The organism is Ruminococcus flavefaciens MA2007 (assembly GCF_000621845.1).
Taxonomy (GTDB): Bacteria; Bacillota; Clostridia; order Oscillospirales; family Ruminococcaceae; genus Ruminococcus; species Ruminococcus flavefaciens_E.
Map to the genome: position 1 here is coordinate 170,112 of NZ_JHXF01000006.1, position 21,581 is coordinate 191,692.

At 43.6% G+C, this 21,581-nt stretch carries 16 protein-coding genes, 3 tRNA genes and 1 pseudogene; 9 read left to right on the top strand and 11 right to left on the bottom strand.

Features of this window, described 5'->3' with window-relative positions; all coding sequences use genetic code 11:
• Positions 1 to 6 precede the first annotated feature (6 nt).
• From T497_RS0102570 to T497_RS0102600, 7 genes are all read right to left on the bottom strand, one after another.
• Positions 7 to 1,176 (bottom strand): iron-containing alcohol dehydrogenase, encoded by a 1,170-nt coding sequence (locus T497_RS0102570; protein ID WP_028514280.1) that lies wholly within the window; start codon positions 1,174 to 1,176, stop codon positions 7 to 9.
• Positions 1,177 to 1,195: 19 nt separating this feature from the next.
• Positions 1,196 to 2,332 carry a flavodoxin gene (locus T497_RS17260; protein WP_051530470.1) on the bottom strand — a complete coding sequence of 379 codons (1,137 nt, stop codon included), beginning with the start codon at positions 2,330 to 2,332 and terminating at the stop codon, positions 1,196 to 1,198.
• Entirely contained in the window at positions 2,329 to 2,574 is a 246-nt protein-coding gene (locus tag T497_RS0102580; protein WP_028514281.1) for a hypothetical protein, read from the bottom strand. Before T497_RS0102580 ends, T497_RS17260 begins: the two co-directional genes overlap by 4 nt.
• A gap of 90 nt (positions 2,575 to 2,664) precedes the next feature.
• Positions 2,665 to 3,552, bottom strand: coding sequence for a LysR family transcriptional regulator (locus T497_RS0102585; protein WP_028514282.1), 888 nt, complete (start codon positions 3,550 to 3,552; stop codon positions 2,665 to 2,667).
• 479 nt (positions 3,553 to 4,031) lie between these two features.
• Positions 4,032 to 5,786: an FAD-dependent oxidoreductase gene (locus T497_RS0102590; protein ID WP_080693272.1), complete on the bottom strand. Its 1,755-nt coding sequence runs from the start codon at positions 5,784 to 5,786 to the stop codon at positions 4,032 to 4,034.
• Positions 5,787 to 5,882: 96 nt separating this feature from the next.
• The gene (locus T497_RS0102595; RefSeq protein WP_028514284.1) at positions 5,883 to 6,953 is read right to left on the bottom strand and encodes a dockerin type I domain-containing protein; all 1,071 of its coding nucleotides are present in this window, start codon (positions 6,951 to 6,953) and stop codon (positions 5,883 to 5,885) included.
• 270 nt (positions 6,954 to 7,223) lie between these two features.
• Positions 7,224 to 9,533 carry an SGNH/GDSL hydrolase family protein gene (locus T497_RS0102600; protein ID WP_028514285.1) on the bottom strand — a complete coding sequence of 770 codons (2,310 nt, stop codon included), beginning with the start codon at positions 9,531 to 9,533 and terminating at the stop codon, positions 7,224 to 7,226.
• Positions 9,534 to 10,156: 623 nt separating this feature from the next.
• On the opposite strand from T497_RS0102600, the gene T497_RS0102605 reads away from it, so the two are divergent.
• Positions 10,157 to 10,600, top strand: coding sequence for a C-GCAxxG-C-C family protein (locus tag T497_RS0102605; RefSeq protein WP_028514286.1), 444 nt, complete (start codon positions 10,157 to 10,159; stop codon positions 10,598 to 10,600).
• A gap of 59 nt (positions 10,601 to 10,659) precedes the next feature.
• The gene (locus T497_RS0102610; RefSeq protein WP_028514287.1) at positions 10,660 to 11,226 is read left to right on the top strand and encodes a haloacid dehalogenase-like hydrolase; all 567 of its coding nucleotides are present in this window, start codon (positions 10,660 to 10,662) and stop codon (positions 11,224 to 11,226) included.
• A 119-nt stretch (positions 11,227 to 11,345) separates the two neighbouring features.
• Here the strand turns inward: T497_RS0102610 and T497_RS0102615 are convergent, their stop codons facing one another.
• Entirely contained in the window at positions 11,346 to 12,155 is an 810-nt protein-coding gene (locus T497_RS0102615; RefSeq protein ID WP_028514288.1) for a hypothetical protein, read from the bottom strand.
• A gap of 295 nt (positions 12,156 to 12,450) precedes the next feature.
• Between T497_RS0102615 and T497_RS0102620 the strand changes: the two genes are divergently transcribed.
• From T497_RS0102620 to T497_RS17265, 4 genes and pseudogenes are all read left to right on the top strand, one after another.
• The gene (locus T497_RS0102620; protein WP_028514289.1) at positions 12,451 to 13,233 is read left to right on the top strand and encodes a ZIP family metal transporter; all 783 of its coding nucleotides are present in this window, start codon (positions 12,451 to 12,453) and stop codon (positions 13,231 to 13,233) included.
• 412 nt (positions 13,234 to 13,645) lie between these two features.
• Positions 13,646 to 13,942: pseudogene (locus tag T497_RS17910) on the top strand (tyrosine-type recombinase/integrase); the annotation flags it as partial.
• 485 nt (positions 13,943 to 14,427) lie between these two features.
• Positions 14,428 to 14,931 (top strand): RNA polymerase sigma factor, encoded by a 504-nt coding sequence (locus tag T497_RS0102635; RefSeq protein WP_242839957.1) that lies wholly within the window; start codon positions 14,428 to 14,430, stop codon positions 14,929 to 14,931.
• Positions 14,932 to 14,943: 12 nt separating this feature from the next.
• Positions 14,944 to 16,728, top strand: coding sequence for an immunoglobulin-like domain-containing protein (locus tag T497_RS17265; protein WP_051530471.1), 1,785 nt, complete (start codon positions 14,944 to 14,946; stop codon positions 16,726 to 16,728).
• 235 nt (positions 16,729 to 16,963) lie between these two features.
• On the opposite strand, the gene T497_RS0102645 is transcribed toward T497_RS17265, so the two are convergent.
• From T497_RS0102645 to T497_RS0102655, 3 genes are all read right to left on the bottom strand, one after another.
• A tRNA-His gene (locus tag T497_RS0102645) sits at positions 16,964 to 17,039 on the bottom strand.
• Between the two features lie 64 nt (positions 17,040 to 17,103).
• A tRNA-Arg gene (locus tag T497_RS0102650) sits at positions 17,104 to 17,180 on the bottom strand.
• Between the two features lie 5 nt (positions 17,181 to 17,185).
• A tRNA-Gly gene (locus T497_RS0102655) sits at positions 17,186 to 17,259 on the bottom strand.
• Between the two features lie 754 nt (positions 17,260 to 18,013).
• Here T497_RS0102655 and T497_RS0102660 point away from each other — a divergent pair.
• From T497_RS0102660 to T497_RS0102670, 3 genes are read left to right on the top strand one after another with little or no spacing between them, the layout of a single operon-like run.
• Positions 18,014 to 18,901: a carbohydrate ABC transporter permease gene (locus T497_RS0102660; protein WP_051530473.1), complete on the top strand. Its 888-nt coding sequence runs from the start codon at positions 18,014 to 18,016 to the stop codon at positions 18,899 to 18,901.
• Positions 18,901 to 19,806 (top strand): carbohydrate ABC transporter permease, encoded by a 906-nt coding sequence (locus tag T497_RS0102665; protein WP_242839958.1) that lies wholly within the window; start codon positions 18,901 to 18,903, stop codon positions 19,804 to 19,806. Before T497_RS0102660 ends, T497_RS0102665 begins: the two co-directional genes overlap by 1 nt.
• Positions 19,807 to 19,840: 34 nt before the next feature.
• Positions 19,841 to 21,574 carry a biotin/lipoyl-binding protein gene (locus T497_RS0102670; protein ID WP_028514293.1) on the top strand — a complete coding sequence of 578 codons (1,734 nt, stop codon included), beginning with the start codon at positions 19,841 to 19,843 and terminating at the stop codon, positions 21,572 to 21,574.
• Positions 21,575 to 21,581: the final 7 nt, after the last annotated feature.

Sequence of the window (21,581 nt, forward strand, 5' to 3'; positions counted from 1 at the left end):
CGTTTATTAACCCATACTTGCTTTCAGTATCTGAATCACTTCATCATGGTCAAGAACCTTATATCCGCCGTTGAGAATGAATGTTGCATCTGCGATGCCCTCGATCATATTCTCGGTTGCACCGAGGTCTTTCAAGTTCATCACGAGCCCTATCTCCTTCATCCAATTTTCCATTGCATAAAGGCCCTCATTTGCAAGTTGTTCATCTGTCTTGCCTTCTCGGATTATGCCCCATACTTCTGTTGCAAAACGTGCGAATTTCTTCATACCGTAAGGCATGATATATCTGTAATACGGCAAAGATACCGCAGCCAAAGTCATACCGTGCGTAGCGTCTGTATAAGCACCAACTGCCTGACCGAGCATATGCACCATCCAGTCCTCGGACTTGCCTTTGCCGACAAGCGTATTCAGCGCCCATGTAGCTGTCCACATAATGTTGGAACGTGCTTCATAATTCTGCGGATTCTCCACAGCGATACGACTTGCGTGTATAAGACCTCTCATCAGTCCCTCGCTGATATAGTCGGAGGTGTTGTCGTCCTCTCCTGAGAAATACTGCTCGCAAATGTGATTGAAAATATCATAAATGCCTGCGACCATCTGATATTTCGGAAGTGTCATGGTGTATTTAGGATTGAGAATAGAGAACTTCGGCATCACATTATCACCGAACACATGACCGATCTTCTGCTTGGTGTGGTGGTTTGTGATTACTGAGCCGCCGTTCATTTCCGAGCCTGTACCTGTCATAGTCAGTACACAACCTACAGGAATGATGTCACAGTCGGGCTCTTCAAAGCGTATAAAGTATTTCTCCCACGGATCATCGTTGCAGTTAACGGAAACTGAAACTGCCTTTGAATAGTCGCATACAGAACCACCACCGACAGCAAGGATAAAATCAGCTTTGTTCTCACGGGCGATAGCTACGCCCTCGTTCAGCTTGTCGGAAGTCGGGTTCGGCATAACGCCCGATACCTCTGCAACATTCTTGCCGCACTCGTTCAGAATTGCTATTATCTCGTCATACAGACCGTTCTTCTTGATAGAACCGCCTCCATAAACGAGAAGTACGTTCTGTCCGTAGTTTTTCATCTCATCTTTGAGATAATTGAGAGATTCTTCTCCGAAATAGAGCTTTGTGGGATTGTGATAACTGAAATTTCCTAACATGATGAATACCTCCGTTTTTTTAATTTGAGAGCGTGACGGTAATATTGCCATCGCCCAATATTGCCTTCAGTTCTTCCTGTGTGATATTATTGATGTGACCAAGCTTTGTGAAATCCCATGTATTCTCGGCGTAATATATTGTGATCTTGTTGCCCTGATACAGAATAATGTCACCCGGTACTGTTGTGATCTTTTCATCATTTTTCGGTAAACTTTGAGGAAGATCACCGACCTTTTCAAAATTGCCGTAATCGCTCATATCTACGGTAATATTGCCTTGCTTCAAAAGTTCTGTCAAAGCCTGAGCCGAGCTGTTATCTTCAAGAGTTGCTGTAAGCTCCGTACCATTTACTGATATTTTCAGCTTATTGTCAGACTTTTCTTTGTTCAGATGAAGAGTGTCATACCACGATTTTACATCTTCTTTTGTAGCACCCGAAGAGAAACGCCTGCCTTCAAGCTGATTGCCTATTGGCACAAGTGCCTTGATATTTTTCTCACTTGTGGCAATTCCACTGCTTGCAGATGTACAGAACGGAATAACGGTCTTATCCGAGAAATCATAACTTTCAAGGAATGTATCAATAATGCGAGGCTCCTGTCCCCACCAAATTGGATAACCGAGGAAAATAGTATCATAGCTGTCGATAGAAGCTATCGGGTTTGCTATCTCAGGACGAACCGACTTGTCGTTCTGTTCTTTGTTGGCGCGGCAGTTATCGTCCTGATATTTTATGTCCGCATCGCTGTAAGGCACAGCCGCCTCGATAACATAGCTGTCTGCATTTGTAATGTCTATCAGGTATTCAGCGATTTTCTCAGTGTTTCCGGTACGCGAGAAGTAGATAACAAGTGTATCATTGTCAGAAGCGGTATTCGGATTTTTCAGGACTTCACGCCTCATTATGCAGAGGTCATATACGTCCCAGCGGTCATCACCGTTCAAATCATAAGGCTTTCCTGTCAGATCTTCTTCCACAGGCTTAGCAAGAATAAAATCCTGCAAATTTCGTACATCATGAAGCGTATATGTAATCTTTTCTGTCGCAGCTGAAAAAGCGTCGGCATCTGCTGATGTTTTTATCGTACCGCTTGTTGTCATCATAGCTGATACAGCGATAACTGTTGATGCAAGTATAGAAATCAACTTATTCATAAAGCACCTCCGTGTTCTATGTTCCATATGAGGTTATCGAGCTTATCAAGCACAGTCTGTTCCTTGTGTATCGTATCGAGCAGAGCTTTCCGTGTTTTACGCAGGATACGAACCTTTTCGGCACAGCAACAGTTGTTCTCACAGCGTTTGAGGAATGACTCAACCTCTTCATCTGTCATACCTGAGCTTTTCAGTAAGTCGGCAAGCTCCTTATTGGTTATTTCGGGTATTGTCACCTTCATTTGATCACCTCCGCAAAAAACAAAAGAGTACAGGTTTATGTCCTGTACTCAGTATAACATATATTTCTCAATATGTAAAATGCTTATATTTCATACTTTGGTATGCTCGGAATGTATACTTTTGATGTATTCAAGGAATTTGCCTGCCGCACCTGCATATGGGCTCAGCTTCTTCCAAGCAAGTACCGATGTCATGAAAAGTTCTGGTTTCAGCGGACGGAATGCAAAACGTGCAGGATCAAACATATCCACTGCTCCCTCAACTGCCAGAACACAGGCAATGCCACGTTCCGCAAGCGGTGCTACATTGTCGATCAGATTAAAGGTCGCTACAATATCAAGCTCAGAAACCGGATATTTAAGCCATTCTTCTATCTCTCCGCGCAGAGCATTACGGCTCGTCACCACAAGAGGAAGTTCTCTGAGTTGTTGCCGTGTGATGGCCTTCTCGGACGAAAGTCGATGATTCGCAGGAAGAAGAACGCCCCATACTTCCTTAGTCGGAAGACGCAAATAATCGAACTTCTCTATATCTATCGGCTCCAACAGGAACCCGAAGTCAAGCAGACCGTGTTCAAGCCTTTCCTTAATAAGGTCGGCTGTTCCTGTAATTATCTCAAAACTCACAAGCGGATAGCGTTCACGGAAATGCTCTATCAGTTCAGGAAGAACGCTTGCTGCCTTTAGTCCGCCGCTACCTACGGAGATAACTCCGCTGATTTCCTCCTGTTCACGGAACTCACTGTCTATCTTGTTCATCAGCGACACAACTTCCTCTGCACGTCTGCGGAGCATAACGCCAGAATCGGTCAACGTGAGTCGCTTGCCTCTGATGAATAACGTTGTGTGAAGCTCGTCCTCAAGCTCCTTCATCTGACGGCTGAGTGTTGGTTGTGTCACATGAAGTACCTCGGCGGCTCTTGATATGTTCTCCTCACGGACTACCGTCAGGAAATATTCCAGTAATCGCAGTTCCATTGGTTCGCCCCCTTGTAAGCGGTATATAGGCTAATTATACCATACAACAAGCAAAAGGTCAATCGAATCATCCTTCAATTGCTTATTAATATTGAATCCGCATCGAAAGGCTTTTCGCTGTAAGCAATTATGACCGCGGCAAGTAGAGGGCTTTTTCTATATCGAGTTTGTGGCGAAAATAGCTATTTTTTGATTTGAATGTTAATGCGCCCTATCCACAGTACGGCCTGCAATCAACGAAGGAAAGTAATTCCAAAATATACTCAGATTGGCTATTTTACGCTGAATCTGGACGATGCTAAAGAATACCTTTACGCAAAGTCTACGAAGCGTAGGATACTAAGTTGGCGTGATATTCACGTTAATGTGTTTATCTGAATAAATACAATAAGGCTCTCACAGTCGAAATGTGTGGACTTTTTTCTTATGATAGTTGAAGCATAAAAGTAAGCCCTGCCCCAAACGGGGCAAGGCTCTTATCATATTAGCTCTAAAAGTTGATCGATATTCTTCTTTCCGAACATAGGCTTTCCGTCATTGATGATCATGCAGGGCACACTCATCACATTATATGTTTCTCTCCACGCTGGAAAATGGTTGAGGTCATACACTTCTGCACTCACATTCGGGTTCAATGCAGCAATGCGCTGTGCGCTCATGACAAGCTCTGGGCACATCGTGCAGGACAGCGACACCAGAATGCGAATATCCGTTTGTTTGTTGATGCTCTGTGCCTTTGCTTTCAGCACATCATCAAGTGGCTGACCAGGACCTGCCGCATTGTATAATCCAAGCATAAAAGAAGTAAACTCATGACCGCCTGGGACTCCATGAAATGCCAAGCCCAAATAGTTTCCGTTTGTATCACATATACGAACCAACGGTCTATCATCAACTGGTTCTGGATTCTCCTGTATAATGAGTTTGTCCGTCAGCTTTGCCATTTCGTACATATAAGTCTTCAACTCAACAGACAATGCCGAATCATCTAGATACAGCTTCAACAAGAGCTGTCTTTCCATTCTTGCAAAGACAGTCTGCATTTGCTGAATCATATCTGATGAAAACAACGTACTGTCTGTATTCGTATCTACTTTCGATTGTGAAGATACGCTTTTTGCCGCTTCAGGCTTTTGCGGAATGTGACCGGTTTTACGCTGCATAGATTGTGCGTACTTTTCAAGTTCTGTTGCAGCCAATGCCGCATCGCCAACAGCAGTAACGACCTGACGTAACGGCTTTACACATACATTACCGGCAGCATACAAACCGGGGATATTTGTTTTCTGTGACCTGTCGGTAATAATATACCCTTGTGAATCAAGCTCTGCAATGTCCTTGACAAGTGCCGTAGAGGGTTCGTATCCTGCAAAGACAAAGATACCGAAGGTATCATTCGTATCCGCCGTATAGGTCGTGATCTCGTCGGTTTTGTTGTTTCTATACGTGATAGTTTTTAATGAATCCTCTCCAGTCACTTCAAGCACTTCGGTATTGTAGAGGATGGTAATATCCTTGTGTTCCTTTGTCTCACGAGCAACTGCCTCGGCACAGGTAAAATCATCTCCACGGACAAGAACAGTCACATGACTTGCATATTTTGTGAGGAATACACTTTCTTCCGCAGCAGCATAGCCGCCACCAATTACGAATACCGGCTTCCCAGTGAAAAACTCACCATCGCAGGTCGCACAATATGCAACACCGTGTCCTCTAAATTCTGCCTCACCCTTAAAGCCAATCATTCGTGGATGCGCTCCCGTTGCCAGCAGGATGCCAAAGCATTTCAGATTTCCCTTTGAGGTTTTTACCGTCTTAATATCGTCAGTCACATCCAGTGAACTTACCTCTGTAAGCAGGAATTCTGCTCCGAATCGTTCAGCCTGTTTGCGCATTGTGTTAGTAATGGTATTGCCGTCGGTGTGCAAGATACTAGGATAGTTGACCACCTCGGACGTGATTGTAATCTGACCGCCGAATTTTTCTTTTTCAACGACCACAGCCCTGTACCTTGCTCGTGCAAGATATAAGGCTGCTGTCAGACCGGCAGGTCCGCCACCGATGATTACAACATCATAAAGCTTTTTTTCATCTAGTGCAATCCTTACATACGCTCTTAATGTTTCATGGTTTATTCCATATTTTGGAGCTATTTGCTTACAGCCTCCATTTCCATTAAGAACATCCTGCACAGCTGCAATTCGTTCTTCATCTGTTAATTTCCTTCGTGACATAAAATTACCCCCTTAGAGTTTTAACACTTTTGTTTTTTCGTGTGTCTACTCTAAGGGGATTATATCATGAAGGGCGGTCGTCAAATTAGTTTTTTCTTATTTCTTTTTAATGAATTCTTCCATTGACATCGGAGTTTCTTTTGTAGTCGATACATATGCGTAGTACGAAAGAATATTGGAAGCGTCCACAGCATTGATACTGCCGTTGCGGTCAACGTCTGCGGCAAGCTTCTGATTCGCATCGAGGTCGCCGTTCTTATTGGTGGAGGTCATGGCGTAGTATGTCAGGACCTCAGAAGCGTCAACCGCATTTATCAGCCTGTCATTATTTACGTCGCCAAGCTTATACTCAGTAGTTTCATCAGGGTTAGCCGTTGTTGTGACAGTAGTTGTAGTGGTTGTCGTTGTTGTCGTAGTTTTTTTCTCGCCGAGTATCCTGATGTAGCCGTTGTATATACCCTTAGTGAATACATAGGTCATCTGAAGTTTTCCTGCCTCGTCCTTATGACTGTTTATAAAGGTATCAGCTACTATGCCGTCGTCTGTATACGCCAAGCCTATGGGATAGAGTTCACCCTGCTCAGCATTTTCGGGAACTATAAAATCAATGGTGAATAAACAGCTGTGATCCAGCAGAGTATCCTCGGCATATGCATAGAATGCCAGCTGTCCGTCTTCGATCTTTGCCGAGCCTGTAGTGAAGCCGTTTAATCCTTTGCCTGGTGTTATGAATTTACCTGCTGAGTTTTCTTTGACAGTCAGACGAGTGTCATAAAAAACGTGGAACTTGATGTAGCTGACCGGTTCCGTTGCGCCTGTAATACTGAAATAAACTCGCTGGACCTTGCCCTTTGCATATTCGGGGTCAAGTCCTATCTTATCGAAATAGAGCATAATGCCGCCATCATAATCCCTGGGATCTATCTTCGGAGTATTCCAATCCTTCGGCTGTACCCAGCGAGTTCTGTCGTAGGGGACTTCCATGTCGTCCTGTTTGTCAAAGGGATTATCTGATATCGTATCAGACGTATCAGCGACACTTTCTGCTTCGGTGAGATCTGTTGAATTTGCTTTTATGATGCTGTCGGGAAAGCAATAATAAAGCGATAAGACCAGTGCAAGACTTGTTATTAATGATATAAAGCGAGTTAAAAGTCTATTTTTCATAATTGACCTCCTGTTACACAGCAATTCAGTAATAACAGATTATCATAATTTCTGCAATGTGTCAATACCTTTCTTGGAAGAATATATGCATAGAATAAGGCAATCCAACGGACTGCCTTGTTGTAATGCTAAAATACGATTTTTCTGTTCTGATTTGTCCCTTACAATTTATTTTAGAAATTATATCAATCTGTGCAGTGCTATGTGCAGATGCACTGCACAGATCAACATCGGAAAAGAATTATAACATCAGCTATTGATGTGTATGGATCAGTAAAGCCACTTTGAAGCGAATGTATCTGCAAATGAGTCTTTATTCTTTGGAAGAGCAAATACAGAGGTCTGAAGCTCTTCAAGGTTCATTTTCGGCTGTATTCCGTATACATGATAGTCGAAATACTGTACCATTTTCTCGACGTCTTCTGCTATGACTGCGTGACCTGATTTATGGATATTTATAGCAAGATGATCGCTGAGCCCAACATAATCCCACACGTGCTTCATACCGAGGTAAGCCATCCATACTGACGGAGCATTTACCCAGTCCTCGCTTTCGCATGAGCCGATTATAAACAGATACCTGTCAGGATCACAGCAGAGAGAGCCCAGCATATGCTGATCCATCGGGAACTGCTCGGCGTTTTTGAACTCCATGAATCTTCCGTTGAACCAGCCCTGCTCGCCCGAAGCCTGTAGGCTTCCGAGAGGCTCGTTTTCCTTATATGTATAAGATGAAGAACCGCCCTTGCTGGAGAAGTCATAGGTCTTTCCCACTGAGCTGTAGCGATACAGTGCCAGACCGCCTGCACCCGAGCATGAGGGAGCACACATCTTGATACGTGTATCGAATGCTCCGCATACAGAAGCTGCCTTGCCGTATCTTGAAACTCCTGTAACGATAGAGCTGTCGGGATTGATGTTCAGCTCCTTTGCTGCTCCATTGTAAAGAGCGTCGAGTATTCTGCTGATTCCCCATGACCATGCCATAAGATCGCCTGTCTGCTGATCCCAGCTGTTACCGTAAGGATAGAGATCATAGAAAGCACCCTTGTGCTGGTTGTTATCCTGTGCAGTTCCCGGAGCGCTGAACATTCCGTCACTGTCGTAGGTTATAACTGCATAGCCGTTTGAAGTAGCGGTGCTTTCAGAAATACCCTTGTGCATACCAAGGATAACAGGAGCTCCGCCCTCATGGCGGACATTCTTAGGAAGATTTATAACTGCCTTGAATGAAGCTGTCTTGCCTGTGCTCTTGCGCTTAACGTTGACAGTCATGCTGTTGCCGCTAATGCTGTAGGTAGTTTCATCATCGGAGCCGTCTATCCATTTGCCATACATATAATACTCATACATACAGCTGATCTCGCTCTGACGCTTCCACCAGTCGTCGGTGGATTCTACCTTTGAACCGTCCATAAATATGAAAGGATCGGGAATATCCTTTGAGCTTTTCAGCTGATTTACAGCAGGGAAGTTGTAGCTCTTTTCAAAAACAGGCTTTTCTGTGACAGTTTTTTCGGCCACGGTGAACTCTTTTATCTTACCGATTATAAAGCTCCGGAGCTGAACAAGGTCTGCTACCTCTGCCTTGCCATTCTGATCTATGTCAGCGGCTTTCTTTATGTTATTATCCTGGAAGCCGTTTATGAGTCCCTTTCGCATGATAACTTCATCAAAGGAAGATATCATCTTATCGCCGTCGAGGTCTCCGTAAATAAACTCTGGACTGCTGTTACCCTGTGTTGCAGGCTGATTTGGCTGTGTCTGCTGCTGATCATCAGAGGCTTTTAAATAGCCCTCGATCTGTTCGAGCCAGTATTTTCCCATCTTCTCATAGCCGCCTGCGTTGGGGTGAACTCCGTCCGCAAGGTCCTTTGAAGCGTCTATTACGCTGTGGATATCGGCGTAGATAACGTTTTTGCTGCTGTAATCATTGGCAACCTTTTTTATGAGCTCATTGTATTTTGCAATATCACCGTTTGAATTGCCGCCCCAGCCGGAATTGCCAAGGTCGGGAATAGTAGTCAGGAAAACCTTTCCGTTTGACGGCATATTTTCTCTCAGATAGTCAAGAAGCTTGTGCAGACGTTCCTCTGAGCCGTCAAGATGACCGTTTGAAACATCGTTTGTACCTATCTGAAGAAGTATTATATCGGGAGAGTACTTTTTTATATAATCTCCGCCCTGCATTGTCTCAAGGATACCGTTGAGCTGACCGAACCAGCCGCCCGGCAGGTTGGTTATGGTATAGCCGCTGTATCCTGCGTGATTGTCGTCGTACTTGACACTCTGACCGTTGTAATTGAAGGAAGCGCTGTCCTTTCCCTCAGGTCCTACGAGATCAACGTTTGTGTAGCCCTTTTGCTGCAAAAAGCAGCTGAGATACTTTCTGTAGCCGCCCTCGTCAGCCATACCGTATGTGATAGAATCGCCCAGAGGCATGATCTTGATGGTGTCGGCTGCTGAACTCTGCCTCGGTGCAGAGGGAAGCAGGCTTAGTGTAGAAATCGAAAGTGCAAGAGATGTGCCGATTCTGAGAAAACGTTTTATTGTTTCCCCGACAATAAAGTGCTTTTTCATAAGTACCTCCCAAATAAAATTAATTAAATTAATGTGTGCTTTTTGTTTCCCCGCCTTTTGTTTTTATCAAGGCAGAATGCATAATTTTATTATACAAAATATAACATAATTGTGAATTGCCTTTGTCAACAATATACACTAATCAACCGCGAATTGTAAAGAGTTTGTGAACAAAAGAGCAATTTTTGGTCAGCAAGCAGCAATAATTGGTGATAAAAAGGTAATATATTGATGTTGTATGCAAAAATATATCAAAATTGTTACTGCATGAGCTGGATTCGTAACAAAAAATCCATATTCAAATCGTGCTAACAATATCATTTTTGGGTCGGATTGGGTATAGTTATATTTATTTCTTAACTGCTCGTAACTTCTGAAAAAAGACAGGCTATCAGTGCACTTAATTTAATTAATACACATTGGGTGGATAATATCAATTAAGAAGATAATGTATTTGATCAACATAATCTGACAGGCTGAATTAAAAAACATATTGGCAAATCTGAATATGTGTGCTATAATAAACGTAAACTCAATTTTGTCAAGTATCATATCCAAGATTTTATTGGTACATCAATATTTATGAAATAGGAAATTTACTCGTAATTCGGGAGGATAACATTATGGATAACGTTTCAAAAGCAGTGGAGCTGTTCGGTAAAGGATTTAAGTGTTCACAGGCAGTATTTGCCGCTTTTTCGGAGGAGTTCGGCATCAGCGAAAAACAGGCTTTGCAGATCGGCGCCTGTTTTGGCGGCGGAATGAGCAAGGCGGAGGTCTGCGGTGCCTGCACGGGGGCACTTATGGTTCTCGGTATGAAGTATGGGCAGTACGATATTGATGACCTTGAAAGCCGTGCTGCCGAGAGCGAAAAGGCGTTGCAGTTACTTGAGAGGTTCAAGAAACGTAATGGTTCATATATCTGCCGTGAGATACTCGGCTGTGATATTTCTACCGATGAAGGCAGAAATTTTGCGAGGGCAAATGGACTGTACGTAAAATACTGCACCGAAATGGTACGCACTGCAGCAAAGATAACAGCTGAAATGCTGGAAGAAGATAAGTGATTCTTGCGGTATGTCCGGCTTTGAAAGCTTACCGCGGCTATCCGTTCACGGAGGTAAAAATGAAGGTATTTGATTTTGATAACACACTATATCACGGAGAGAGTGCGGTAGACCTTGCTCTGTTTATGATAAAAAATAACAGGAGGATCATATTGTATCTGCCTAAGATATTCATAAATCTCATAAAGTACAAGCTTTGCATTGTCAGGAAAGAGAAAATGGTTCGCGCTATCAACGACTTTATGAGAAATGCCCTTCGTGATAAAAATGAGATATATGAGCCAGTAGAGGGATTTTGGGGGAAAAACGGTCACAAGCTGGACAGAAAAATGCTTGCAAAAATCAGTCATGACGATGTTATTATTACTGCCGGACCTGATTTTCTGATAAACGGGATACGCGGTATTATCAACACTGACCATATTATCAGCAGCAGGATAGACTCTGAAAAAATGAAGGTCAGATATCTCAATTTCGGTGAAAACAAGGTCAAAGGGTATAAGGCATTATATGGGGATAAACGAATAGAATGCTTCTACACCGATTCCTATAATGACAAGGCACTTATGGAAATTTCCGACAGGGTATTTATAGTAAAAAAAGGCAGGCTCACCAGAATAAAATAATTTAGTGAAATAGAATGAAGGCGGCTTTAGAGCCGCCTTCATATTTTATGTGAGCTTGTTTTATTTGCTTTTACAGTATTTATTGCAGTTATTTGGAGTGTTGTAAAAAACTGAAGTTATCAGTTTGCAGCTTCAAGTCTGCTTTCAAAATCTTCAGGGGTAAAGCCTGATACTCTGATCGACATTATGTAATCATCATTAATTCTTCTGACATAGTTTATGTGATTCTGATCAAAAACGGTGTAGCTTGCTTTGATGTAGCTCTTGCCGCAGAGTTCAACAGTTTTGGGAGCACTTATATCAGTTGCCTCAATATCAGGCGAGAAGCTCAGCTCATTGCGCTGCATGAATTCTGCTGCGGTAATATCGGTGGCATCTGGGTATCTGAGTTTTGTGTTAAAGAACCATACATCGACATATTTTACATTTTCCATATCCTCGCCATAGCAGGCAGAAGCGTCCAGTGTGCCTGTGAAGTAGGTCTCTTTTTCTGCTTCGCTCATGAATCTTGTGGGCATGATATAGTGAGTATTAAGATCGTCACTGTTCAGGAAATGAACATTTTCGGGTATAGTAATCTTTATGCCTGCAAATTCTGAGGTATAGACGTTTCCGTTGGATATTCCTGCGGAAAATGCATTATTCTCAGCAGTTTCGTTTTCAAGCTGAGCAGTATTTGTGTCTGTTACCTGAGCTTCTTTGTTATTTGTCTCAGCAGAGACAATAGTGGTATCATTTGTTACACTTGTGACAGTAGTTTCTGACGGTTTAGCAGAGGTGAGTTCTGTTGTTATTTCTGCAGAAATAGCTACTGCGTTTGGTTTATCGGCTGGTGAAGTAGCAGCTTCGGGGAAAGAGACATTGTCCTTTCCGCATGATGTGAGTGCGCAAAGTGTGACTGCAAGTGTGATAATAATTGACTTTTTCATAATTGTTACTCCTTTATATGTATAGGTTTCAAAACTAAATTGAACGTTCATAAATACTAATCGGAGCGAAAAAATGAAATGTGACATAAATTTCTGAATTAAAAAAATAATTTCTGAAAATCTCATGAGCCGCCGTTTACGACGGCTTAGTGTGCAAAAAAGTCAGAGCAGAGCAGACAACAGCGCAGCTGCGATATTATGTCCATGAACCTTTTTCATATCAATGCAATACTATGAAACAGGCGGTTGTTTTACAGCCGGTTTTACTGCAATTGGTGGGAAAGGAAACATATACATGATAAGAAATGCAGTTATAGGGATACTTGTCCCGTTTATTGGTACAGCATTAGGTGCTGCCTGTGTGTTTTTTACGAAGCATGAGCTGGGAAGGGGAGTACAGCGAGCCCTTCTTGGCTTTGCAGGCGGTGTAATGGTGGCGGCATCAGTATGGAGCCTCATTATTCCGGCCATAGAACAATCAGAGCAAATGGGGAGATTGTCGTTCATTCCTGTTGTGGCAGGATTCTGGGGCGGAATATTGTTCCTTATGCTGCTTGACCATATCATTCCGCGATTAAACAACAATGCTGCCAAAGCCGACATAAGCTCAGGCAAGCTTTCAAAAACAGCGATGCTTGTACTTGCAGTAACGCTTCACAATATTCCTGAGGGAATGGCTGTGGGAGCTATATATGCAGGCTATCTTTCTGGCTCGGCAGACATAACCGCAGGAACTGCCTTTGCACTTGCAATGGGTATAGCAATACAGAATTTTCCTGAGGGTGCAATTATTTCCATGCCTCTTCACGCAGAGAACAAGAGCAAGTGCAGAGCCTTTGCTTATGGCGTGCTTTCAGGTGTTGTTGAACCCATATCCGCAGTCATTACGGTATTCCTTGCAGGAGTTATAATACCTGCAATGCCGTATATTCTGAGCTTTGCGGCTGGTGCGATGATATATGTAGTAGTTGAGGAGCTTATACCCGAAATGCATGAGGGCGAGCGTTCAAACATGGGAGTAGTTATGTTTTCAGTTGGATTCACGATAATGATGGCACTTGACGTTGCTCTGGGATGAAAAACGTGAATAAGCTCACTTTATATTGAAAGCGCGGTTGAGCTTTGCAGCAAGGTCGGGTTCGAGCAAGCCGTCATCTATTAGTTGTCTGCACATTGACTTCATTTCAGGCGGCATAGTTCTGAACAGAGTTTAGGTCTGCAATGTGCAGTTCGTCCTTATCCTCCCTGTGAGTAAAGCATAATTATTGTATCATACAAGTTTTATGATGTCAATGTACAATTACTGCGACGATGCTGTTCATTTTCAGCGACGGTACTGTTCAACTTCGCCGGCCGTGGGTGTTCAACTGGAGCGCTATATTCAATTCTCATCAACATATTCCTTTTACTATATCTTCTTTCGCAGCATTTGCAGCATCATCAACAGCGGACGCCCCGAAGGACAACCATGATATAAGGAGTTTCTATGCGTTAACGCCGTCGGAAATCTTATAACTCCGGACTGCATAACGAGGCATTTTGCTAAGTTCCTTGATGAAAATGGACTTCCGCATATAAAGTTTCATGCCCTTAGACATTCCTGTATAAGTCTTCTGGCTAATAATACGGCTTTTTCAATGAAGCAGATACAGGATTACGCAGGACATAGTGACTTCCTTACAACTTTTAATGTGTATAGTCACAGTGATGAGTCTGCCAAGAAGAATGAAATGGACTATATCACCAGCTGCTTCACCGACCTTTTTGACAGCAGCAACGAAGAGTAAAACAGAGAGTCCCCGCGAGTGCGGGGACTTAGCTTTATATGTGCTTGTTTATCAAATCTCTTGCTGTCATTTCTGTTCTGTCGTACTCTATTCTGAAATAGTTAAGTATAGCCTTCATATCGTCCTGTATGGTAAGACATACATCCAACAGTAGGCTCATTAACAGTATCAAGGATATAGTCAAAGCATTTGAAGTGGTTTGCAGCTTCAAATACGTCGTTAACAGGGACTGTACCGTCGATAGTTCGAGTCTCGTAGATATATCTTGTCTGGTCGTGGGTAAGTCCGCTGCCTATTTTATAGAGGTATAATAGTTAAAATATAATAATATTTTGATGAGTGTTATGTTTTGATGTATAATTTACAATAGATATAGTGAAAGCCAGAGTAAATGCATTTATATAAGCTTGAAGGCGGTGAGGCGAATGACGCATGAGGAATTTCGTGATAAAAAGAAAATATCATTCGAACAGGCGCATAAGGAATTGTTTGAAGCCTATTGCGGCTATGTGTACACCATAGTTTTCAACAGGCTCAGGAGCGTAGCCGCCCGTGAGGATATAGAGGAATGCGTATGCGATGTATTCGCAGATGTATACTGTTATTATGATCCCGGTAAGAATGTCAGCGGTGGTATGTCAGGGTTTATCGGGACCATTGCAAGGCGGAAGGCAGCCGCGCTGTATAAAAGTATTATATCCGGTGCGGAAACCGTTTCCATAGACGATGAATCAGCACAGCAGCTCAGCTCGGAGCAGGACGTGGAAAGGGAGACGGCTGCCAACGAGCAGTGCAGGATAATACTCGGGAAAATAGCCGGGCTCAGCGAGCCTGATTCCACCATTATCATTCAGAAATATTATTACGGACGCAGCGCAGCGGAGATAGCTGGCATGGTGAAGCTCACACCGGAGAATATCCGGGTACGCAGCGGACGGGCTGTAAAAAAGCTGAAAGAAATGCTCGAAAAAGAAGATATCTCTTTGTAAGGAGGCTTATCTATGCAGAAAGATGAACTTGGTCTCGATATACTTGAAAATGCGGACAGCAGGACTATAGAAACGCTTTCCGAAAGCTACAGCGCTCTGTCGGACAGCGACGTTTCAAGGCTTTTTGCAAGGAGCGAGGAGCTCTTCAGAAGCAGGATGACGGAAGGCAGAGGCGAGTATTCAACGTCAGTTTCCGACGTTGAGATATACCACAGACCTTTATGGCAGAAGATACTCACAGCTGCTGCTTCAATGGTTCTTATTTGCTCTGCGGTCGCCGGGGCAGCAATATTCTGTAAAAACAATTCCGATTACAGGTTCGGCAAAGACGGCGGCGAATCTTCTCCGCGCTCAATAGAGGATTATATCGGATCCATCGAGGAGATTCCCTACGAGACCGTTCTTGAAAACGGAAAATTCGCGATGTCCTACGATAATTTCACCTGTGATTCAAATCCCCTGCAGATAAGCGGCGCACCTTACCGTGACGCAGTTGTCGCAAAGCCCTTCAAATCCGTTCTCGTCGGAGATGATAAGGTGGTCGCTCCCCTGAATGAATGGGAGTTTCCAGTAGTCAGCGGCGGAGAGTATGTAGGCTTTGTAAACTGCGATATGCGCTTCTTGATGAATCAGGAGCTCGGTTTCTGGGGAGGTCAGATGTATGCGCCGAAGCTCAACGAAGCTCTTGAAAAAGGCAGTATAGCGATTTTCACAACGATCGACGGAACCTACGGCATTTACGAAGATAATACAGTTGTAGCGCTTGCTGCGGACGTCGCCTACATCGGCAGCATTACCTTTGAACAGGTTGATCAGGGTTATAATCTCCTGACCGCCGACTCCTCGTCGGATATCGTTTACGGTCCTATGTCAAAGGAATGGGGCGTTACGCTTAAAGCTCTTTACGTTACGCCTACAGGTCTGACGCTTGAGTGCAGTCAGTCAGGCGGAAAAAAAGTGCATGAATTATCTACAGGAAGCTATTTTGTGATACAGAAGCTCAGCGGCGGCGTATGGGAGGACGTTGAGTATCTCCCGCAGGAATACGAGATCGGCTGGACATCTGAAGCATGGATCATACAGAAAGAAGCCACGGCAGCATGGGGCGTGGAATGGGATATGATTTACGGTGAATTGCCGGCAGGAGAATACCGTATCGGTAAAAAGATTATGAACCTGAGGGAAACCGGAGCCTTTATTGAAAGCTATGCTTTTGCTGAATTCACGGTACAGGAAGACAACGGCTCTGCCGCTGCGGTATGTGAAGGTGGACCCTTGCCTGAGGAAATTTTTGAAAACAATAAGATCCTTACAGCGGAAGAAGCACTGGAATGGGCTTATGATAATCCGGTCGTTGTTCAGGACGACGGTCAGATCACTTCCGGCAGGGATGTATGGGACAGCTTTTTTGATTCCGTAAATGCGAAAAAGCCAGCTTCTGTTATGTGCGTATATAACTATGTGCTGGATGAGGAAAGCATGGCTCCTGAATTGTATGAGGAAGAAAAAGACCTGTATCCTCAGCTGTTCTTCTGCTTGCTGCGTTATGACGGAGAAGTATTCAATGTAAAAATGAGAAAAAGCGATGAAACAAAGCTCGATACCGATGAAACATATAAATATCTGCTGCATTTGTCCGCAGAAAACCCGGATACGGCGTTATACAGATACACAGACCAGTATGTTCTGGTAAACGATCCCTCAGTGACATGGGAACAGCTGCAAAGGTCAATGTTCAGTTCACAGTCAAGTGATTGGATAAAGCATTCAACGGTATATATGGATATGTATAATTGAACGCTGACATAGAAACAAGTCCCCGCGATTGCGGGGACGTATTCGTATATAGGTGACTGAAAGGGGAAATATGCAAAAGGTTACTTTAGCCTGATGGCAGAACTCCCTGTTTTGAATTTTTCTTTTTATATAATTTTAGGCTTGATTAGGTAGTCTGGAAAGATAAGTGTAGGAAAGCTGTAGGAAAACAACGAAAAAAGCACTTCCGATCTCTCGAAAGTGCCTGTTTCATGGAGGGTGGGTAGTGGGATTCGAACCCACGGTCTTCGGGACCACAATCCGACGCTTTAACCAGCTAAGCTATACCCACCATATTCAAATAAATAAAAACGAAGCTCTCCATTAGATGGAGTCAAGTAACGGAGAGTTTCGGAATGGCGCGCCTTGCTGGATTCGAACCAGCGGCTTACTGCTTAGAAGGCAGTTACTCTATCCAGCTGAGTTAAAGGCGCAAAAATGGAGCGGGTGATGGGAATCGAACCCACGTGTTCAGCTTGGAAGGCTGACATTCTACCATTGAACTACACCCGCACGGCGTTTCAACATGAAATATTCTATCATAATCGGAGCAAATTGTCAATACCACTTTTGAAAAAAAGTCACAATTACTAAAAATATCGCGCTGCTATTCTCCACGAATGACAAAATGCCGATTGACAAAATAAAATGAAAAAATATTGTCACAAAACAGTTCCTCAGCACGTCTAATATAATAGGGAGCGTTTGAAAAAGCTTTCAGTCCGAAGCAAAATTAAGAAAAAATTAAGGCTTTTGGCAGGCAAATAATAAGAATGACCAATTATAATACAAAATAAAGTGACGGATTTGTAATTTAAAAGTCACGTTAATGTCACGTTTCTGTAGTATGATATGATTGTAATAAGGGAAGAGAGGTGGAAACAACAGTGAACAGCCATTGCTTTTTACAAAAAATCTCCCGAATTACAGCCATTTATATTACATAATGAGGATTTTTACAATAAAGAGAAAAATTGCCGCTCATTATATTGACAAGTCTTTATCAATGTTGTATTATTTTAAATGAGTAAAAAATTACGAAAAATATTTTTTATCAATGCACGAATTACAGAGACTCAACTGTGTTATTGATGTGGAATGTTAAGAATAATGAGCAGGTGATGAACAAAAGAAAAGTTAAAATAAAAAAATATTTCCCGGCTTCGTCTTTTTCGGCTGAAAAAATCACTTATATATAACTGCCAAAAAAACGAGAGCGAGAAACAGTTTGCATCGACATAAGATTTTTTGTAAGGTTGTGTTAAAAATGAAAAACAAGGCAAAAGATCAGTGCGGAAGAAAGGGCGAGAGGATATTCAGCAATGTATGCGTTATCCCGAGCCTGCTGGGAGTAATGATATTCTTCCTTGTTCCGTTCTGTATCGTAATATACTATTCACTGATAAACAACCCTGTTCTGAAAGAATTTGTAGGACTTGAAAACTATACTAAGCTGTTCAGCAATTCAGCTTTCACAAAGGCGGCAAAGAACACAGCATTCTTCTCGCTGGTATCGGTACCCCTTTCGGTGATACTTTCACTGGGGCTTGCAATGCTTCTCGAGCGCAATATCCCGGGCAAGAGCATATTCAGGACATTCTTCCTGAGCCCCCTTATGGTACCCACGGCTTCTGTAGTTCTTGTATGGCAGGTGCTTTTCCACAATCACGGAACTGTGAACCAGATAATTGAGGCTATGGGAGGGCACGGCGTAGACTGGATAAAGTCCTCCCACGGACAGCTTGTTATAATATGTATGTTCCTGTGGAAAAATCTGGGCTACAACATGATACTCTTCATGTCGGCGCTGTGTGCCATACCAAAGGACATCATTGAGGTGGCAGACCTCGAGGGTGCAGGCAGTCTGTATAAATTCCTGCATATAAAGCTGAGATATCTTTCGCCGACTATCTTGTTCGTACTGATACTCTCAATGATAAACTCATTCAAGATATTCCGCGAGGTATATCTCCTGACGGGAAATTACCCCAACGATTCGCTTTATATGCTCCAGCACTTTATGAACAATACCTTTAACAGCCTTGACTACCAGAAGCTCTCTGCGGCGGCTGTACTGTTTGCGCTTCTCATGATAGTGATAATGGCAGTCCTCCTCATTGCCGAGGATATCTTCGGAAAGGATGTGGAGAACTGATGAAGCTGAAAAGAATGGCGATAAAGCGCCGAAGAAAAATATTCGATATCTTAGTATTCGGGTTCGTACTGTTAGCGGCTCTGCTTTTCCTTTTGCCGACGGTGCTGACCTTGGCAAACTCCTTTATGACTTCAAATGAGATAAACGCCAATTACGGCGCGATGCTCTCGAATATGACAGAGAACAAAAAGACATTCATATCCACGAATGTAAACCTTAAATTCATTCCCGACAAGGTCACCTTTGACCAGTACAAGGCAGTTCTCATTCAGAATTCCGATTATCTCATGAAGTTCTGGAACTCGGTATGGCTGACAGTTCCTATCACCGTATTCCAGATGGCTGTGGCGATACTTACCTCCTACGGCTTTTCAAGGTATCCAAATAAGTTCAAGGGCATAATATTCTTTACATACATTATATTAATGATAATGCCCTATCAGGTAACTCTCGTTCCGAATTACCTTGTTGCGGATAAGTTCGGACTGCTGGATACCAGACTTTCAATAATACTTCCTGCAATATTCTCACCTTTCAGCATATTCCTGCTGACAAAGGTAATGCGGCGTATCCCCGTTTCCTATGTTGAAGCGGCAAAGCTTGACGGCGCAGGAGAATTCAAGATACTTACCAAGATATATATCCCGCTGTGCAAGGGCGCTATAGTTTCCATTGCCATGCTTGTGTTCATAGATTACTGGAACATGGTGGAACAGCCCATTGTACTTATGAAAGAATCGACGCTTCACCCCCTTTCCGTATTCCTTTCACAGATAAACGAAAAGGATATCGGTCTTGCCTTTGCAATAGGCGTGGTTTACATGATACCCACGGTGCTGATGTTCCTCTACGGCGAGGATTACCTCGTAGAGGGAATAACCTATTCGGGCGGAATCAAGGGCTGACGCAGAAAAGTCACAGCTCAGAAGGAGTAATAATATGAACGAAACAAAAGAAGTTAAGGATATACTGGCAGAGCGCGGCGAAAAAGAAGAAAAGTCCCCTGCCAAAAGACGTGAGCTCATAAAGACGCTTATAATAGTATTTTTAGCATTAATGCTGGTGCTCACATTTTTCTCAAACACCATAATGAACAAGTCTCTCGCCGAAATTTCCTCAGAGCAGGTAGCCGCAGGAAAGCTCACTGAGCGTATCAGGGATACGGGCACTGTGGAGTCCAACCAGTCCTACGAGGTAAAGACCGACGCCAACAGAGTTATCGAGAAGATACACGTAAAGCAGGGACAGGAGGTACACAAGGACGATGTCCTCTTTACTGTAAACGCTGTTGGAAGCGAAGCTCTCGAGCTTGCCGAGACTGATTATGACAAGGCAAAGCTTGACTACGAAACAGCACTGCTGAAAGAGCCTCTTGACTACTCCGAGGACAATCAGGAGATAAAGGCGGCAAGAGACGAGATAAACGCTCTCATCGCAAAGCGCGACGCCGCAAGGAACAACGCAGGCGCACTGGCTGCGGAAAAGGAAAGATACAAGGCAAACAAGGCTGAGTATACAAGACTTACCGCTCTCCAGACCAAGCTTGAAACAGCCGGAAAGGCTATCAACTCGGATACGTACGAGGAGGCTGATCCCGAGTTCATCGGCGAGCTGCCCTCACTTTACAATACATATTCTGCTGCTGAGGAGGAATACAAGGCAGCATATGCCCTTTACGAAAAGGCTCTTGATTCAAACAATAATGTTGAGATAACAAAGGCAGACGCTGACGCAAAGCAGGCAGTTAGAGATTCTGCCAAGAACGCTTACAGCGAGGCAAAGAGCAGCAAGCGCAGCGAGATCGCTTCACGTCTCAGCGAGGTCTCCGCAGAGGCTTCAAGGCTTAACGGCGAGATAGAGGCTTATACCGAGTCTCTTACCGAGGGCTCAGGCTCAGAAAGCTATGAATCCCTTGCAGCAAGCGTTGTCGAGAAGCAGAACGCCCTTGAAAAGAAGATAATAGAGCTCAACAAGACCAAGAAGAGCGATTCCATAAAGGAACAGCAGACAAATCTCAATATCGAGTCCCTTAAAAAGGACATGGAAAAGAAAAAGGAAAAATATGAAAAGCTCAAGAAGGATTCCAAGGCTACCGAGATAAAGTCCAAGTACGACGGCGTTGTAAGCTCCATAAATGTAAAGACTGACGACAAGACCGTTGAGGAAATGCCTCTTGCGACTATCGACCTTGTGGATCAGGGCTATACAGTAAAGCTCACCGTTGACGCCGACAAGCTCAAAAAGGTAAAGAAGGGCATTACAGCCGAGGTAATGAACGATTACAGCGGCGATGTCGAGGCTGTTCTCACCGAGATAAAGAGCAATCCCAAGGCAGGAGCAAAGAAAAAAGACCTTGTTTTCTCAGTAACGGGAAGTGTTGAGTCGGGAGAGACGCTTGACATCTCTATCCCACTCGGCAGCGGCACATATGACGCCATAGTTCCAAGGAGCGCAGTAATACCCGATAACAGCGACAACTACGTACTTGTAGTGCGTTCAAAGAATACTCCTCTCGGCAACCGCTATTATGCTGAAAGAGTTACCGTGACCGAGCTTGCAAAGGACGAGGTCTCATCAGCAGTTTCAGGCGATATTGGCAGAGGTGACTATGTAATAACCGCGTCCAGCAAGCCTATCCGCCCGGGTGATCAGGTCCGCATGAAGGATAAATAAGGCGGTG

Coding starts and splice junctions, on each gene's coding strand:
- T497_RS0102585 (WP_028514282.1), bottom strand. CDS start 3,552: ATGGAACTGCGATTACTGGAATATTTCCTGACGGTAGTCCGTGAGGAG.
- T497_RS17265 (WP_051530471.1), top strand. CDS start 14,944: ATGCAGAAAGATGAACTTGGTCTCGATATACTTGAAAATGCGGACAGC.
- T497_RS0102615 (WP_028514288.1), bottom strand. CDS start 12,155: ATGAAAAAGTCAATTATTATCACACTTGCAGTCACACTTTGCGCACTC.
- T497_RS0102605 (WP_028514286.1), top strand. CDS start 10,157: ATGGATAACGTTTCAAAAGCAGTGGAGCTGTTCGGTAAAGGATTTAAG.
- T497_RS0102660 (WP_051530473.1), top strand. CDS start 18,014: ATGAAAAACAAGGCAAAAGATCAGTGCGGAAGAAAGGGCGAGAGGATA.
- T497_RS17260 (WP_051530470.1), bottom strand. CDS start 2,332: ATGAATAAGTTGATTTCTATACTTGCATCAACAGTTATCGCTGTATCA.
- T497_RS0102595 (WP_028514284.1), bottom strand. CDS start 6,953: ATGAAAAATAGACTTTTAACTCGCTTTATATCATTAATAACAAGTCTT.
- T497_RS0102600 (WP_028514285.1), bottom strand. CDS start 9,533: ATGAAAAAGCACTTTATTGTCGGGGAAACAATAAAACGTTTTCTCAGA.
- T497_RS0102580 (WP_028514281.1), bottom strand. CDS start 2,574: ATGAAGGTGACAATACCCGAAATAACCAATAAGGAGCTTGCCGACTTA.
- T497_RS0102670 (WP_028514293.1), top strand. CDS start 19,841: ATGAACGAAACAAAAGAAGTTAAGGATATACTGGCAGAGCGCGGCGAA.
- T497_RS0102665 (WP_242839958.1), top strand. CDS start 18,901: ATGAAGCTGAAAAGAATGGCGATAAAGCGCCGAAGAAAAATATTCGAT.
- T497_RS0102570 (WP_028514280.1), bottom strand. CDS start 1,176: ATGTTAGGAAATTTCAGTTATCACAATCCCACAAAGCTCTATTTCGGA.
- T497_RS0102590 (WP_080693272.1), bottom strand. CDS start 5,786: ATGTCACGAAGGAAATTAACAGATGAAGAACGAATTGCAGCTGTGCAG.
- T497_RS0102610 (WP_028514287.1), top strand. CDS start 10,660: ATGAAGGTATTTGATTTTGATAACACACTATATCACGGAGAGAGTGCG.
- T497_RS0102620 (WP_028514289.1), top strand. CDS start 12,451: ATGATAAGAAATGCAGTTATAGGGATACTTGTCCCGTTTATTGGTACA.